A 15509-nucleotide genomic window follows, 5' to 3' on the forward strand; every position below is an offset into this window, starting at 1 on the left:
AGCCCACAGATCTTCGGACGTAAGGAGGTTCTACTTCCAGGCGCGGTGGTTGGTGCGGGCCGGCTTGATCGGGGCGGTGGATTCCCAGACGCGGCGCCAGCGGGCGGCGTCCGGACCGGACTGGGACGGGGACTGGCCGGCCGCGACGCGACGGCGGGACTCGTACCAGGTGGTCGACTCCTCGTCGAGGAGGGCCGAGACCGCGGCGGAGATCTTCGGCGCGAACTCGCGCGCGCTCTCCCCCTCGGCCGGGTGCAGCGGATCGCCGTACCGGACCGCGACCGCCGGGCGGCCGGGGATCGGCCAGCCGCGGCCACGGGGCATCGCGGCGAACGAACCCTTGATGCCGACCGGGATCACCGGCACCCCATGCTCGACGGCGAGGTACGCCGCACCCATCCGGAACCGCTCCATCCAGCCGTCGGGCGAGCGGGTCCCTTCCGGGAAGACGACGACGTTCCAGCCGTCCGCGAGCAGGTCGCCAGGGGTCGAGCTGAGCTTGCCGCCGCGACGCTCGATCGGGAACGTGTTGAACACGATCGCCGACGCGGTCGCCCGCCACCAGGTGTCGAAGAAGTAGTCCGCTGCCGCGGCCACCGCGGTCTTGCGACGCATGCCGTCCGGCAGCGTGCACAGCAGCAACGGAGTGTCCAGGTGCGACGAGTGGTTCGCCACGATCAGCGCCGGGCCGTTGAGCTTCAGCAGCGAGTCGAGCCCGCTCACCTGCGGGTTCACCTCGAAGCGCAGCACCGAGTTGAGCGCGCCCTTCTGCAGCACCTCGCGGACCGCGATCGCCGCCGGCGTCCGGGCCCACTTCGTCGGGAAGACCGAGGTCTCCTTCGGGATCACGTACGGCTCGGCCGACCGCGGCACCTGTGGCCGCCGGCCCCACCGCCAGCCGCGCGCGACCTGCTTCACGTCACGCGCGGTGTCCCGGCTGAACTTCACCAGGCCGGTACCCATCAGCGCACGTCCGCGAGCAGGTGCGGGGGGTTGTGCAGGTAGGTGATCGACGGCGACCGGCCGACCGAGTGGCTGACCATCTCCAGCGCGTCCTGGAGCGTCGACGCGGACCGGAAGCCCATCCGCTCGACGGTCTTGCGGTTCGCGCCGACCCAGACGATGTCGCCGCAGTGGTCCAGCGCGTGCGAGATCCAGTACCACATGTAGAACGGGTGCACGCCGTGATACGCGTACGACGTCCGGTACAGGTGGATGTACCACGGGTCCTCGGCGTACTGCTTCTCGAACTTCGCCTCGATCGTCGCCGGGTCGGTGCTCTCCGAGAGCACCTCCTCGAAGAAGTCGACGTACGACGGGTGGTGCAGCTGGCTGAACTCGTACGGCACCGGGTGGTAGAGGATGACCGCGCCGTCCTTGCGGACCACGGGATTGCCCCGGTACGAGTTGAAGTAGTAGCCCAGGCCCATGCAGGCGGCCAGGATCGGATTCATCACCGAGTTCACGTTGTACGGGCCGACGAACGGCACGCCCATGATCGCGACGTCGGACTGGCCCTGCACCTCGACCAGGTGCTGGCGGTGCACGTTCGCGATGGTCTTCTCGTGCACCGGCTCGATCGCGCCGGCGTGGATCCCGGTCAGCCCGTAGTTCGACCGGACGTCGGTGAAGATCCGATGCCGCAGCTTGTTCGGCGCCGCCGCGAGCGCGCGCTTGGTGCCGAGCATCGAGGCCTGGTCCTTGATCGACCACTCCCACTCGCGCTTCTGCAGGAACTCCAGCGGCCCGCCGAAGATGTCGTTGTTCAGCGTGGTCTCGATCTGGAACACCTTGACGTGCTGGGTCAGCACCTCACCCATCCGCCAGGCCGAGTGATGCATCTTCGAGGCCTTGTGATCCATGAACGAGCGGGAGTGGATCATCGTGTGGCTGTTGTGGTGGTGCTTCAGCGACTTGTACGACGCCAGCCCGATCGACGTCGACTTGTGGCCGCCGTCCATCGCCACCAGGTTCACGTTCACGTAGACCAGCAGGTCGGACTCGGCCGCCCGCTTGGAGATCTCGACGTCCTCGCCGTGCTTGGTCTGGCCCAGGTGGGTCAGGTTCGCGGTGTCCTCGGCGTCGAAGTTGTAGAGCTTGCCGTCGGGGAAGAACGACCGGAAGACCCGCTCGCCGACGATGTCGCGCAACTCGTTCGGGGTCAGCCGGCGGTGCAGCGCGTTCGCCGAGATCAGCTCGACGTCGTCGACGCCCGCGTCGGCGGCCAGCGTCAGGACGGCCTCGATGACGCGCTGGCGGATGTCCGGCTTCTTCATCGGCGGCAGCGGCAGCGAGATGTCGTCGAAGGCGATCGTCAGCCGCATCCCCGCGTGTAGCAACTCCGGCAGCGGCTCGGAGTCGATCGGGTTCAGCAGCGCGTTCTGGATCGCCTCCTCGACGTCGCGGACCGGCGGCAGCGCCTCCGGCGGGTACACCACCCGAGTGCCGAGCGGGAACCGCTCCAGCAGGAAGCCCTCACCGTTGTGCACGAGCAGCGGCGGCGTCCGGTCGTCAACCTCAAGCACAAACCCTGGCCGAGACATGTCAGAACCTCTCTCGTCGTACGTTCGGCGCCCTCATGAGGCCCTCACATCGAATGCGACCTTGACCGTGCCGAGTCGGCCGGCCGAATGCGCGTGGTCGATCGCCTCGCGCCAGCGGTACAGCGGATACTTCGCGCCGACGATCCCGTCCAGCGGAGCCTTCGCGGCCAGCTCCAGCGCGGTCTCGAAGGCGGGCCGGCCGTTCGGCTCCTCGCGGGCGGACGCGTAGGTGCCGGTCAGCTCCAGCTCCCGGAACCAGATCGGCGACAGGTCGGCGCCGCTGGCCGGCATCCCGGACAGGACGACCCGCCCGCCGGCCTTGGTCACCCGCAGCACGGTGTCGATCGAGTCCTTGCTGCCAACCGCGTCGACGGCGACGTCGACGCCGCCGAGCAGGAACTCCTTGGCGCCGAGCTCGGGCTTGAGCCGGAACGCCCCTGTCGCCCGGCGCACGCCGCGGAATACCTCGTCGGGCGCTACGACGTCGCTGGCACCGAAGGCCCGGGCAAGCTCACGCTGCTTGGCGTGCTTCGCGACCACGGTGATCCGGCCCGCCTGGGTCAGCTCACGCAGCGCGAGCGTCGCGAACAGGCCGACCGCCCCCGCGCCGCTCACGAGGACAGACTGGCCCGGCTCGACTCTGGCTCGCAGCGCGGAGTGCACAGCACCGGCCAGGGGCTCCACGAGCACAGCGCGCTCGTCGGCCAGCCCGTCCGGCACGGCGTACAGCTGACTGCGGTGCGCGACCATGAGCTTGCCCCAGCCGCCACCGGTGTCGCTGCAGAAGCCGGTCTGCAGACCGGGCGTCACGTGGCCGACCGTGATCCGGTCGCAGCGGTTGGTGGCCCCGGACACGCAGTTCTCGCACGGCTCGACGCCACGGGCGGCGCAGGTGAGCACCGAGTCCATCACCACGCGCGTGCCCTTCGACAGGTCCTCGCAGTCGTCGAGCAACTCGCCGACGATCTCGTGGCCCGGGACGAACGGCATCGAGACGAGCGCGGAGAAGTACATCTTGGTGCTGCCGGTCACCATGCCGAGGTCGGAGCCGCAGATGCCGGACAGGATCGGGCGGATCCGCGCCCAGCCCTCCCGCTCGGCCTTCGGCTCGTTGATCGTGACAAGACGCAGCGGCGCGGCCGGACCGGTCAGGATGCCGGGGATCCGGCCGCCGACCGCCTTGGCCGCCAGGAACTTGGCCGGCGACCGGTACATCTCGAGAGCGAGCATCATCGGGCGTTCACCCCAGGGAGCTCCAAGCGGGACGAGGTGGACGGGGTCTTCCAGTCGACGATCTGCCAGCGCGCGGCCCGGGCGGCCCGGAACAGCGACACGTCCGGCGAGACCGCGACCGGATTGCCGACGGTCGTCAGCATCGGCAGGTCCGAATGGCTGTCGGCGTAGGCGTAGGACTTGGACAGGTCGATGTTCGTGCCCCGGGCGCGGTGCTTGATCCACGCGGCCCGGGACTCACCGACCAGCGGCGGCCCGGACAGGAAGCCGGTGCAGCGGCCGCGGTCGTCAACCGCCAGCTCGGCGGCGACGATCTCGTCGAACAGCGGCTCGAGCGGCCGGGTCAGCGGCCGGATCGCGCCGGTGATCAGGATCGTCTTGTGCCCGGCCGCGCGGTGCTCGCGGATCCGCCGTACGGCGGCGCCGCTCAGCCGTTCCAGCACGTGCTCGGCGAGGATCTCGTCGACGATCCGGTTCAGCTCCTCCAGATCGGCGCCCTCGTAGCGGCGGTAGATCGTGCGGAGGAAGGTGCCACGGTCCTTGCGCTCGGCCGAGATGAGCTTCGGCAGCCGGCGCAGCATCGAGCTGATCTCGCCGACCCGCTGGTGACTGTCGAGCTCGGGCAGCCGCATCCACAGGTAGGTCTCGATCACGTTCGACGACAGCAGCGTGCCGTCCATGTCGAACGCGGCGATCACCTCCGCGTCCTGCGTCGGCTCGACCTTCTTCAGCACGCCCGCGGACTCGGCCAGCGCCTTGTTCCGCTTCTTGCGGACGACGTCCAGCCGGCGCAGCGAATCGGTGACACTCGGGCAGTGCACCTCCTGCAGGTAGTGCTGCCAGTCGACAATCGAGGTGTCGCACCAGAACTTCTCGCGGTCGTCGCCCTCGAGCGCGTTGTGCAGGGCAAGCACGTTGTCGTCGATGAACTGGAGCTCCGCCTGGGCGTACTCGGAGTACAGATCCATGTAGCGGCGGAGGAAGTCGAGCCGGCGCTTCTGCACATCGAGCTCGCGGGCGTACTTCCGGGTCCGCTCGCCGCGCGGGACGCGGGTGATCACGGCGTCGGCCAGCTTGTGCGCGCGTTCGCCGTACCGCAGCATCGACTCGACCGAGTCACCGCCGGGGAACTTCCACACCGGCAGCCGGACCGCGCCGCGCTCACCCAGGTCGAACGGGTGCTTGGAGAAGTACGCGCGGACTCCGGCGTACAGCTGTTCGAAGGTCAGCGGGTTCCGCGCGCCGGAGCTGACGTGGTAGTACTCCGGCTTCGACAGCTCCGGCTCGGTCGCCATCACGGCGCAGATCGCGCCGACGACGTGGTCGACCGGGATGATCTCGACCACGGAGTCCGGGCTGGCCGGGAACTCGGGCAGCTCGCCGCGGCCGTAGGCCAGGATCAGCGGCTCGGCCATCTTGAAGCCCTCGATCCAGCCCGGGTGCGGGCTCTGCACCGCGGACTCGATGATGGCCGGCCGGACGATCGAGGTCGGCAGCTTCGACGAGAACTCCTCGACCACGCGCTCGCCGAGCGCCTTGGTGAACGTGTAGCAGTCGGTCCAGCCGAGGCTGCGGGCCCGCTCGGTGCCGGTCTCGACCAGCTTCTTCGCGACCCATTCGGTACGCCGGCGCTCGGTGTCGGCCGCAGCCGTGAGGTGACCGGCACGACGGTGCAGCTTCTCGGCGTCCTTGCGGAACTTGGCCAGCATCGGCGCGGACCGGGACTGCTCCTCGATCCGGGACTTCATCGCCATCCCGGCCTCGGCCTCGGCCCGCCAGTCGACAGTGTGCTCGACCGACGCCTCGGGGATCGCGCCCCGCCGGCGGCCCGCGGTGTACGCGGTGGAGATGTGGACGTAGTGGACCGGCCGCCCCGTCTCGACGATCCGCTCGAGCAGGCTCTTCGTGCCGAGCACGTTGGTCGTGAACGCCTCGTGGATCGGCGGGTCGAAGCTGACGTCGCCGGCGCAGTGCACGACGATGTCGAGATCCGTCGGCAGCTCCGGTACGTCGGACAGGTCGCCGTCGATCACCTGGATCCGGGCCGCGGACAGCGCCTCGGCGTCGGCGTGCTCGGTGCCCTCGCCGTAGAACGGCTTGAAGATGTCCTTCTTCAGCAGCTGCGCCATCCGGTCGGTGCCGGTGAGCGAGCCCTTCGGGCGGATGATCGCGACCACGGTGGTGCCGGGCAGGTCGCCGATGATCCGATGCAGCAAGGCCTCACCGACGAACCCGGTGACGCCGGTGACCAGGACCTTCTTGTCCTTGAGCTTGTCGGCCAGACTCACTTCTCGCCTCCACGCGTGAGCTCGAGTGCCTCGGTCAGGGTGAACGCACCGGCGTACAGAGCCTTACCCACGATGACGCCTTCGACGCCGTCCGGGACCAGTGTGCTCAGCGCCTTCAGGTCGTCCAGGCTCGAGACGCCGCCGGAGGCGACGATGGGCTTCGCGGTGCGCGCGCACAGATCGCGGTACAGGTCCAGGTTCGGGCCCTGCAGCATGCCGTCCTTGGTGACGTCGGTGACCACGTACCGCTCGCAGCCGGCCGCTTCCAGCCGCTCGAGCACCTCGTACAGGTCGCCGCCTTCCTTGGTCCAGCCGCGGGCCGCCAAGGTCCGCCCGCGGACGTCGAGCCCGATCGCGACCCGGTCGCCGTACTGCTGGATGATCCGGTCGCACCACTCCGGGTCCTCGAGCGCGGCGGTGCCGATGTTGACCCGGCGCGCTCCGGTCGCGAGCGCCGCCTCGAGCGAGTCGTCGTCGCGGATGCCACCGGAGAGCTCGACCTGGACATCCAGCTTGCCGGTCACCTCGGCGAGCAGTTCACGGTTGCTGCCCCGGCCGAACGCCGCGTCCAGGTCGACCAGGTGGATCCACTCCGCACCGGCGTCCTGCCACGCCATCGCAGCGGCCAGCGGATCGCCGTACGACGTCTCGCTTCCGGCCTCGCCCTGCACCAACCGGACCGCCTGACCGTCCGCCACATCCACGGCAGGCAGCAGCACCAGGTTCTCAGACATGGCCCACACCCTAGAGGGCGTTCCTCCGGGATCCGTAACCCGGAGGCCCGCTGAGTCGTTGAGATCCAATCTGTCTCAGCAATACCAGTCTACTCGGTGGTCTCATCGATCTAGGGTGGCTGCGTGGTCACCCTGGAGGAACTCGAGACAGATCCGCACCCGGCCCTCGCCGCGCTGCGGCCGGTGGGGTGGGTGGAGGCGCTCGGCGGGTGGGTGGTGTCCTCGCGCGGGCTGGCTCTTCAGGTCCTGCGTGATCCGGAGACCTTCACCGTTGACGACCCGCGGTTCTCGACCGCGCAGGTGGTCGGGCCGTCGATGCTGTCGTTGGACGGGGCCGCGCATGCCGCCCACCGCGAGCCTTTCGATCCGCCGTTCGGTCTTGCCGAGACGCGCCACCGCTTCACGACCTTCGTGCAACAGACCGTGGACGAACTGCTCGCCGCCGTCCAGCCTGCGGGCGCCGACCTTCGGACAGCTCTTGCCGGGCCGTTGTCCGTTGCGGTGGTCGCCTACTCGCTCGGGTTGCCGCCGGCCTCGGCCTCGACGGTGCTGGGCTGGTACACCGCGATCTCCGACTCGGTGTCCGGTGTCTCGGCCGGACGGCCGGTCACCGCCGAGGGCGCCGCCGCCTTCGCGGAGTTGCACAAACACGTTGCCTCAGGCATCGACTCGTCCAACTCACTGGTCGCGGCGGCGGCACAGGCCGGACTCGGTGTGGACGAGGTGGTGGCGAACGCCGCTGTACTGATGTTCGGCGGGATCGAGACCACCGAGGGCATGATCACCAACGCGCTGTGGCATCTGCTGATGCACCAGGATCAGCTGGATCTCGTGCTGGCCGACCGCTCGTTGCTGCCCAACGCGATCGAGGAGTCGCTCCGCCTCGAACCGGCCGCGGCCGTGGTCGACCGCTACGCCACCCGCGACGTAGACCTGGCTGGTGAGTCCATCCGACAGGGCGACCTCGTCACCGTGTCGCTCGCCGGCGCCGGCCGCGACCCGGCGGTCTTCGAGTCGCCCGACGAGTTCGACGTACGGCGGTCCAACGCGCGACGCCATCTCGCCTTCGCCAGCGGACCGCACATCTGCCTCGGGATGCACCTGACCCGCCTGGAGACGCTGACCGCGGTTGACGCCGCACTGCGGCTGCCAGGCCTGCGCCTCGCACCCGGGTCACCACCACCGCGGGGCCTCGTCTTCCGCAAGCCGTCCGCTCTCAACGTGCTGTGGGACGACTGACCCGCTGCATCGCAGTCGCCCAGAGGCGGACCGGAAGCAGGCGGGCGATCTTCATCAGCACGGCCATCGGCAGCGGGAAGACGATCTCGGCCCGGCCCTGTTCGAGTCCGTCGCAGATCGACCGGGCGGCCTGATCCGCTTCGATGATGAACGGCATCGGGAACGAGTTCCCGGCGGTCAGTTCGGTCTTGACGAACCCGGGACAGACCGTGACGACATCGACTCCCAGCCCGGCGACCGCGATCCGCAATGCCTCCAGCAGGTTGATCTGTGCGGCCTTGGTGGCGCCGTACGCCTCGGCCCCGGCCAGGCCGCGATATCCCGCCACGGACGACACCCCGACGAACCCGCCATGGCCACGCTCGAGCATCGGTGGCAGCACCGCACCGAGAAGGTTGTTCAGGCCGAGCAGGTTGACCTCGATGTGCCGGGCAAAGAGGTCCCAGTCCCAGGCTGCGGCGTCCAGTTGCTCCCAGACGCCGGCGCTGAACACGACCAGGTCCGGCGCACCGATGAGGCCGGCGACCTCCTTGGCGGCCGCATCGACCGCGATCCGATCGGTCACATCGAGCGGTACGGCGGACATCCGGTCGCCGGCGACATCCTTCAGCTGATCGGCCCGCCGAGCCGAGATCGCCACCCGCGCGCCCCGCCCGACCAGCTCGGCGGCTAGTGCGGCACCAATTCCGCTGGAGGCGCCAATCACCCAGACCGCCCGGCCCGCGAGGGCGCTCATCGCGATCCCCGGGCCAGCTGCAGCTGGCCGACATCGAGATAGCCCGACGCGAAGCCCGCCTCGGAGTAGGCCAGATAGAACTCCCAGGTCCGGCGGAAGCTCTCGTCGAACCCGAACCGCCGGAGCTGTGGCCACTGCTCCTCGAAGCGTCGCCGCCAGCGCCGTAGCGTCTCCGCGTACTGCGGACCGAACCGATCATCGGCGACGATCCGGAGCCCAGTGTTCGCCGCCAGGCTCTCCTCGATCGCCCGCCGAGACGGAATCAGCCCGCCCGGGAAGATGTACTTCTGGATCCAGCTGAACGAGTTGCGCGTCGCCAGCATCCGGTCGTGGTCCATCAGGATCGCCTGCAACGCGATCGTGCCGCCGGGAGCCAACAGCCGGTCGAGTGCGGCGAAGTACGTCGGCCAGTACTCCTCGCCCACGGCCTCGATCATCTCCACGCTGACGATCGCGTCGAACTCACCCTGCACCGACCGGTAGTCCTGCAGGCGCAGCTCAATTCGATCGCCGAGACCGGCGTCGGCCACCCACTTCGTCGCGAGGTCGAGCTGCTCACTGGACAAGGTCACGCCGGTGACCAGTGCGCCCCGGCGCGCGGCGGCGATCGCGAGTGCGCCCCAACCGGTGCCGATCTCCAGCATCCGGGTGCCCTCGGTCACTCCGGCTAGGTCGAGGATCCGGTCGATCTTGCGGCGCTGGGCCGTCTCCAGACTCTGAGCGCCGTACGGCGGCTGTCCGTCGAACACCGCGCAGCTATAGCTCATCGTCGGGTCGAGGAATCGAGCGAAGAGCTCGTTGCTCAGGTCGTAGTGCGCACTGACGTTGGCGCGTGCCCCGGAGAGCGAGTTGCGCAACCGGCGGGGAACGCGCTGGTCCACGAGACCGCGCAGCCGGGTCAGCGGGCCGGGCAGCAACGCGGTGAGCCGGGCGGCGAACGGCGTCAGCAACTCACCGAGATCGGTGCCCTCGGCAACGGTCCAGTCTCCGGCCGTGTAGGCCTCGCCCAGACCGATCTTCGGGTTGCGCCCGACCCGGTCGAAGAACGCGACGGGCCGGACGATCCGCAGGGCCGGATCGTTCGGGCCGCCGCCGCCCCGGACGGTGCCGTCCGGGTAGAGCGCCCGTACCGGCACGCCCGCTAGGACCCGGTCCACCAGGGCCCGGGTGAGCCAGGCCCGGGGACGTAGCGGGCCTGGCCGACTGTGGATGCGCGGCGAGGTGATGATCGAGGTCATCGGACTCCTTCCGGTGGTTGGTGAACGGGTCGGGACAGCACTGGCAGGCGGCGGAGCCACAGCCAGATCCCATGCGCGCGGATCAGGATCGAGGCGCGCTGCGGCATCGCCGGCAGTACAAGTGCGGTTTTAGCCACGGCGATGGCGGTCGCCGGGCGGATCCGGCCGCCGAAGCCGGCCGCGAAGACCGGTCGGTCGCCACGGTTCAAGGTGATCGAGATCGACAGGTGCTCCGGCGACACCGCGAACCGGAAGGCGTAGCGGCCGGAGACGTCGTTGAACGGCGATACGAAGAACTCCTTGCCGACTTCCGCCGTACCGTCCGCCTCGGGACGGAGCAGGTACGCGTGCCGCTCGCCGTACGTGTTGTGCACCTCCGCCACCACGCACCGGAGCGCGCCGTCGGCGGTGAAGCACCAGAACACGGTGAGTGGGTCGAAGACATAGCCGAGAACCCTGGCGTTCGCGAGCATGACGACGCGGTCGCCGGGTCCGGGTACGACGCCCTGGTGGGCCAGGTAGCGCTCGACAGCGGGCTTGATCCCGGCCGATCCGCTGCCGAGGTGGTCACGTGCGTCGAACTTGGCGAGCGGCCGCAACCAGGGTGGAAGCTCTGGCAACTCGTCAAGGTCGACGAGCCACAGGTACGCACGGTGCCGGAACTCGTGCCGGATCGGGATTCGGCGCCGGTGCCAGACATGTCCGACGACGAGTGACGGGAGCGTCGGCAGATCGCTCGGTGTCGTCACCACTCGACTCCGAACGCGGCGGCGGCCGCGACGCCCGAGCGGCAGCCGTCTTCGTGGAAGCCCCAGCCGTGGTACGCGCCCGCAAAGGCCGTGCGTTGGGTGTTCAGGGCCGGGAGCGTTGCCTGAGCTGCAACCGCGGCCGCGTCGTAGACCGGATGGCGGTAGTCCATCACCGCGAGGACCGCGGCCGGATCGATCCGCTCCCGGGCGTTCAGCGTGACCAGGAACTGGGTTTCGGTGTCCAGACCTTGCAGCCGGTTCATCCAGTAGGTCACCACCGGGGGCCGATCGTCGGAGGTGGTGCGGAAGTTCCACGCCGCCCGGGCCTTCGGCGTCCGTGGCAGCAGCGAAGCGTCGGTGTGCAGCACTGTTTCGTTGCGCGAGTACTCGAAGGCGGAGAGGACCTCCTTCTCGGCCGGATCCGCATCGGTCAGCAACTCGAGCGCGGTGTCGGCGTGGGTCGCGACGACCACTCGATCGAAGCACGCCGTCTGGCCGGCGGCGTCCGTCACACGCACGTCGTCGACGCCACGAACGATGCCCCGAACCGGCCTGCCCGCACGGACCGACTCGAGCCGGTCGGCGATCGCGTCCACATAGGTCCGCGAACCACCCACGACCGTGGACCATTGCGGCGAATCCCGGAAGGACAACATGCCGTGCCGCTCGAGGAAGCGGAACAAGTAGCGGGCCGGATACTGCAGCGACGACTGTGCACCGGTCGACCAGACACACGACACCAGCGGTACGGCGTACAGCCGCCGGAACCGCGGTGAGAAGCCCTCCGAGTCCAGGAAGTCGCCGAGGCTGGTCAGGTCCGCATCGCTGGTCGAGGCCAGGAACGCGGCCGCCCGCCGATGGAACCGGCCGACCTGGCCGAGGACGCCGAGGAACCGGGGATCGGCGACCAGGCGACGCTGGGCGAAGACCCCGCCGGCTCCGAGACCCCCGGCGTACTCGAGGCGAGTGACCGGATCGCTGATGCTCATGCTCATCTCGGTCGGCCGGGTCGCGATGCCGAGCTCTCCGAACAGCTTGCGGAGCTTGGGGTAGGTGCGGTCGTTGTGCACGATGAAGCCCGTATCGACCGCCAGTGGAGCGCCGGCAGCGTCGCGGACGACCTGGGTGTTCGCATGGCCGCCGAGCCGGGGCTCGGCCTCGAACAAGGTGACCGAGTGCGAGCGCGACAGCAGGTACGCCGCAGTCAGCCCGGAGACCCCGGCTCCGACGACCGCGACCGTCGGATGGGTGGTGCGGGTCATCGGCGGTCCCGCGCAGCCGCGAGCGAGGAGGCGCACAGCAGTCCCCAGCCGGCGGCAATACCGGCCACCTTGGCCCGCGATCGTGGTGGTCCGGCCAAGCCGAACCCGGCCACATCAGTGAGGTCGCACGCGACCCGGGCGACGATCGCCGCCTGCAGCGGGCGACCCGCCGGGGCCAGCAGCATCGTCGCGCCCGACAACACATCCCGGACCCCGATCACCGTGCCGAGTACCCGCCCGGACCGGCCGATCGCCAGGCCGTCCGCCAGATCCGCGGCCCGGATCAGCGAGTCCGGGCGGGCTGCTGTGTAGGCGCCGTACCCGAGGGTGAGCAGTCCCAGGAAACGGGGCAGGAGCTGAGCTCTCATCGAGTGGCCCTCCATGTTGTCTAGGTTCTGTCTAGGAATCCTAGAGCAATCAAGGTGGATCTGTCTAATGTTCGTCTAAGGAATGTAGAGTGTCTGCCATGGATTCCGCGGACGCGCCCGGATTGCTCCGGATCGGCGAGCTGAGCCGCCGGGTGGGCGTCAGCGACCACGTCCTGCGCGCGTGGGAGAACCGGTACGGGTTGCTCTCCCCGGTGCGGTCCGCCGGCGGCTTCCGGCTGTACTCCGAGAACGACGAGCGCCGGGTACGACGGATGCAGGCCGAGCTGGCCAACGGGCTGTCAGCCGCTCAGGCGGCCCGGGTGGCCTTGGCCGGGGATCTGCCGGTGGGCGTAGCTGACCGCGCGGTCCACGAAGTGCCGCCCGTTGACGGCGCCGCGGCGGTATTCGGTGTCGCGCTGGACGCGATGGACGAGCCGGGCGCACAGGGCGCGCTGGACCAACTGCTGAACGAGTTCACCGTCGAGACCGTGCTCCGTGACGTCGTGATCCCCTACCTGCACGACCTGGGCGAGCGCGTCGCGCAGGGCGTCGTCGGGATCGGTCAGGAGCACTTCGCGAGCCACGTGATCCGCGGCCGGCTCGCCGGGCTGGCTCGAGGCTGGGGCGGTGGGCGCGGACCACACGCCGTACTGGCGTGCCCGCCCGAGGAGCACCACGACCTGGCGCTGATGGTGTTCGGCATCGTACTGGCGCGCAACGGGTGGCGGATCGGCTATCTGGGCGCGAACACCCCGATTGCCGACGTACTCCGGATCGCCGAGGACACCACACCCGAACTGGTCGTCCTCGCCGCCACCGTCCCCGAACGCCTCACTCCGATCGCCGGCGAGCTGCGCCGACTGGCGTCGGCCGCACCACTCGCGCTGGCCGGGGCCGGTGCGAGCCAGGCGATCGCCGACGAGACCGGGGCCTGGCTGCTCGCCGGCGATCCGGTCAGCGAGGCGCTCCGAGTGACGCGCGCCTCTGACCTCACCGATCGGGGCGCGTGAGGACCAGCATCGCGGCGGAGTAGACAGGCACGAGGCGATCCGGGTCGCGCTCCACGTCGACCGCGAAACGCTCGAAACCGGGAGCGATCTCGTCCTCCGGCAGGTGCTCGAACGTCGAGAGCGCCCGCAGCTTGAGCCGCTCGTACGCCGCGCGGAGCGTGCGTGGTTCCTCGGTCGTCACCCAGACCGGCTCATCGTCCGGGACGAGCCCGGCCTGTCGCGCGAGCTGTTGGGACTGCTCGACGGTGAGATACATGCCGGCGTCGACCGCGCGGGCGGACGGGAAGTAGTCGTACCAGAACAGGTCCGGCATCAGGTCGGCGAACTGGCTGCGCAGGCACGCCACGCCCCCGGGCCGCAGCACGCGGTGCACCTCCTGGAGCGCCTTGAGCTGGTCCGGGAAGTGGTGGAAGGACAGGAACATCAGCACCCCGTCGACCGATGCCTCAGGCAATGGAATGTCCTCGGCGCTGCCCTTCAGGTAGGTCACTGCGGGATGCGCGGCGGCGTGCTCCGCCGTCTCCCGCATCCGGTCCGACGGCTCCACGCCGTACACCGGACCCTCGAACTCCTCGGCCAGTCCAGGGGTGAAGCGGCCGCTGCCGCTGCCGAGGTCGAGGATCTGCACGGGTCGCTGCTCAGGGAGGTACGCCGCGAGCGCCGCGGTCCCGTCGTACTCCTTCGGGGGACATCCCCCGGCCGGCGACGTACACACTGCCCATTCGACCGTCGTAGTCGACCATGCCGCCGACCCTATCGCCTGACGCGGATCAGCCGCAGAATGGCGACATGACGGAGCTGCTGGCTGGACTGGACGCGGCGCAGACCCTCGGCGAGGTCGGCGAGGTCGTTCGCGTCGAGGCGCGCCGCCGGACCGGAGCGCAGGGCGCGACCTTCGTCCTCCGCGAGGACGACCGCTGCTTCTACGCCGACGAGGATGCGATCGCGCCGCTCTGGAAGGGACAGCGTTTCCCGATCGCCACCTGCATCAGCGGCTGGGCCATGCTCCACGACGAGACCGCCATCGTCCCCGACATCTCCGTCGACGACCGCATCCCCCTCGAGGCCTACCTCCCCACCTTCGTCCGCAGCCTTGTGATGGTCCCGGTCGGCTCGCCCACCCCCATCGCCGCCATCGGCGCCTATTGGTCCCGCCGCTACCACGCCACTCCCGCCGAGATCGCGGCCCTGCAGGCGCTGGCCACCCAGACCTCCATCGCCATCCACCGCATCGGCCTCGACGACGCCCCCTGGGCTCCCACCTTCACCAAGCACTGAGAGTCAGCCGTGGAAGACGTCGTACGCCAGGCGGAGGATGAGGGCTGAGACGACGATCAGGAAGATGACGCGGACGAAGCGGCTGCCGCGGGCTACGGCGGTGCGGGCGCCGAGCAGACCGCCGAGCATGTTGGCGGTACCCATGATCAGGCCGAGGAGCCAGAGCGGGGAGCCGTGCAGCGCGAAGATGATGATCGCGCCGAGGTTGGTGGCGACGTTGGCGATCTTCGCCTTGGCGCTCGCCTGGAGGAAGTTGTAGCCGAGGAAGCCGACCAGCGCGAAGATCAGGAACGAACCCGTGCCCGGACCGACCGCGCCGTCGTAGAAGCCGATCAGTACGCCGATCCCACTCGCGGCGACGTAGTGGTCACGGCCGTCGAAGCGGAGCGCTGTCCGGGCGCCCAGTGACGGCTTGAGCGCGGTGTAGATCGCCACGCCGATCAGCAGCACCAGCACGATCGGCTTGAACCACGACATCGGGATCTTCGTCGCCACCAGGGCCCCGGCCGCGGATCCCAGCCCGGCCAGGATGGCGAGCGGCAGGACGGTCTTCTTGTCGGGGCGCACTTTCACGCCGAACGTGACCGCGCTGGTCGCCGTACCGCACAAGGACGAGATCTTGTTGGTCGACAGGATCTGCGCCGGCGACGCGTTCGGCAGTCCGAGCAGCATCGCGGGCAGTTGCAGCAACCCGCCTCCGCCGACCACCGCGTCGATCCAGCCGGCCGCGAAGGCCGCAATCACCAGGAAAACCAGGGTCCACAACGAAACATCAGGCACGGCGGGAAGTCCTCACGCACCGATGATCAGGTAAGCCCATAGTTCGGCTCA

15 protein-coding genes are annotated in these 15509 nt (G+C 69.5%); 3 read left to right on the forward strand and 12 right to left on the reverse strand.

Annotation, left to right across the window (positions count from 1 at the left end):
* Positions 1 to 30 precede the first annotated feature (30 nt).
* The 5 genes from ACXC9Q_RS24600 to priA are packed head-to-tail and all read right to left on the reverse strand — an operon-like array spanning position 31 to position 6798.
* The gene (locus tag ACXC9Q_RS24600; RefSeq protein ID WP_405066014.1) at positions 31 to 963 is read right to left on the reverse strand and encodes a lysophospholipid acyltransferase family protein; all 933 of its coding nucleotides are present in this window, start codon (positions 961 to 963) and stop codon (positions 31 to 33) included.
* A complete protein-coding gene (locus ACXC9Q_RS24605; RefSeq protein ID WP_329475999.1) occupies positions 963 to 2543 on the reverse strand; it encodes a lactate racemase domain-containing protein in 1581 nt (526 codons plus the stop codon). Before ACXC9Q_RS24605 ends, ACXC9Q_RS24600 begins: the two co-directional genes overlap by 1 nt.
* 33 nt (positions 2544 to 2576) lie before the next feature.
* Complete coding sequence (locus ACXC9Q_RS24610) at positions 2577 to 3776, reverse strand: zinc-dependent alcohol dehydrogenase (RefSeq protein ID WP_457059015.1); 1200 nt, start codon at positions 3774 to 3776, stop codon at positions 2577 to 2579.
* Positions 3773 to 6064, reverse strand: coding sequence for an HAD-IB family hydrolase (locus ACXC9Q_RS24615; protein ID WP_457059016.1), 2292 nt, complete (start codon positions 6062 to 6064; stop codon positions 3773 to 3775). Before ACXC9Q_RS24615 ends, ACXC9Q_RS24610 begins: the two co-directional genes overlap by 4 nt.
* On the reverse strand, positions 6061 to 6798 hold the full coding sequence (gene priA / locus ACXC9Q_RS24620) for a bifunctional 1-(5-phosphoribosyl)-5-((5-phosphoribosylamino)methylideneamino)imidazole-4-carboxamide isomerase/phosphoribosylanthranilate isomerase PriA (RefSeq protein ID WP_457059017.1): 738 nt from the start codon (positions 6796 to 6798) through the stop codon (positions 6061 to 6063). The genes ACXC9Q_RS24615 and priA overlap by 4 nt, the downstream gene beginning before the upstream one ends.
* Positions 6799 to 6921: 123 nt before the next feature.
* Here priA and ACXC9Q_RS24625 point away from each other — a divergent pair, with 123 nt between their 5' ends.
* A complete protein-coding gene (locus ACXC9Q_RS24625; RefSeq protein ID WP_457059018.1) occupies positions 6922 to 8037 on the forward strand; it encodes a cytochrome P450 in 1116 nt (371 codons plus the stop codon).
* Here ACXC9Q_RS24625 and ACXC9Q_RS24630 read toward each other — a convergent pair.
* The 5 genes from ACXC9Q_RS24630 to ACXC9Q_RS24650 are packed head-to-tail and all read right to left on the reverse strand — an operon-like array spanning position 8015 to position 12390.
* Positions 8015 to 8773: an SDR family NAD(P)-dependent oxidoreductase gene (locus ACXC9Q_RS24630; protein ID WP_457059019.1), complete on the reverse strand. Its 759-nt coding sequence runs from the start codon at positions 8771 to 8773 to the stop codon at positions 8015 to 8017. The two genes, ACXC9Q_RS24625 and ACXC9Q_RS24630, sit on opposite strands and share 23 nt — an antisense overlap.
* Entirely contained in the window at positions 8770 to 10011 is a 1242-nt protein-coding gene (locus ACXC9Q_RS24635; protein ID WP_457059020.1) for a class I SAM-dependent methyltransferase, read from the reverse strand. Before ACXC9Q_RS24635 ends, ACXC9Q_RS24630 begins: the two co-directional genes overlap by 4 nt.
* Complete coding sequence (locus tag ACXC9Q_RS24640) at positions 10008 to 10760, reverse strand: DUF1365 domain-containing protein (protein WP_457059021.1); 753 nt, start codon at positions 10758 to 10760, stop codon at positions 10008 to 10010. The genes ACXC9Q_RS24635 and ACXC9Q_RS24640 overlap by 4 nt, the downstream gene beginning before the upstream one ends.
* Positions 10757 to 12022: an NAD(P)/FAD-dependent oxidoreductase gene (locus ACXC9Q_RS24645; protein ID WP_457059022.1), complete on the reverse strand. Its 1266-nt coding sequence runs from the start codon at positions 12020 to 12022 to the stop codon at positions 10757 to 10759. Before ACXC9Q_RS24645 ends, ACXC9Q_RS24640 begins: the two co-directional genes overlap by 4 nt.
* On the reverse strand, positions 12019 to 12390 hold the full coding sequence (locus ACXC9Q_RS24650; RefSeq protein WP_457059023.1) for a hypothetical protein: 372 nt from the start codon (positions 12388 to 12390) through the stop codon (positions 12019 to 12021). Before ACXC9Q_RS24650 ends, ACXC9Q_RS24645 begins: the two co-directional genes overlap by 4 nt.
* 98 nt (positions 12391 to 12488) lie before the next feature.
* On the opposite strand from ACXC9Q_RS24650, the gene ACXC9Q_RS24655 reads away from it, so the two are divergent.
* Complete coding sequence (locus ACXC9Q_RS24655) at positions 12489 to 13400, forward strand: MerR family transcriptional regulator (RefSeq protein ID WP_457059024.1); 912 nt, start codon at positions 12489 to 12491, stop codon at positions 13398 to 13400.
* Here the strand turns inward: ACXC9Q_RS24655 and ACXC9Q_RS24660 are convergent.
* The gene (locus ACXC9Q_RS24660) at positions 13381 to 14028 is read right to left on the reverse strand and encodes a class I SAM-dependent methyltransferase (protein ID WP_457059025.1); all 648 of its coding nucleotides are present in this window, start codon (positions 14026 to 14028) and stop codon (positions 13381 to 13383) included. The two genes, ACXC9Q_RS24655 and ACXC9Q_RS24660, sit on opposite strands and share 20 nt — an antisense overlap.
* Positions 14029 to 14189: 161 nt before the next feature.
* On the opposite strand from ACXC9Q_RS24660, the gene ACXC9Q_RS24665 reads away from it, so the two are divergent.
* Positions 14190 to 14678, forward strand: coding sequence for a GAF domain-containing protein (locus ACXC9Q_RS24665; protein ID WP_457059026.1), 489 nt, complete (start codon positions 14190 to 14192; stop codon positions 14676 to 14678).
* A gap of 3 nt (positions 14679 to 14681) precedes the next feature.
* On the opposite strand, the gene ACXC9Q_RS24670 is transcribed toward ACXC9Q_RS24665, so the two are convergent.
* Complete coding sequence (locus ACXC9Q_RS24670; RefSeq protein WP_457059027.1) at positions 14682 to 15458, reverse strand: sulfite exporter TauE/SafE family protein; 777 nt, start codon at positions 15456 to 15458, stop codon at positions 14682 to 14684.
* Positions 15459 to 15509 lie beyond the last annotated feature (51 nt).

This window comes from Kribbella sp. CWNU-51 (assembly GCF_054073265.1).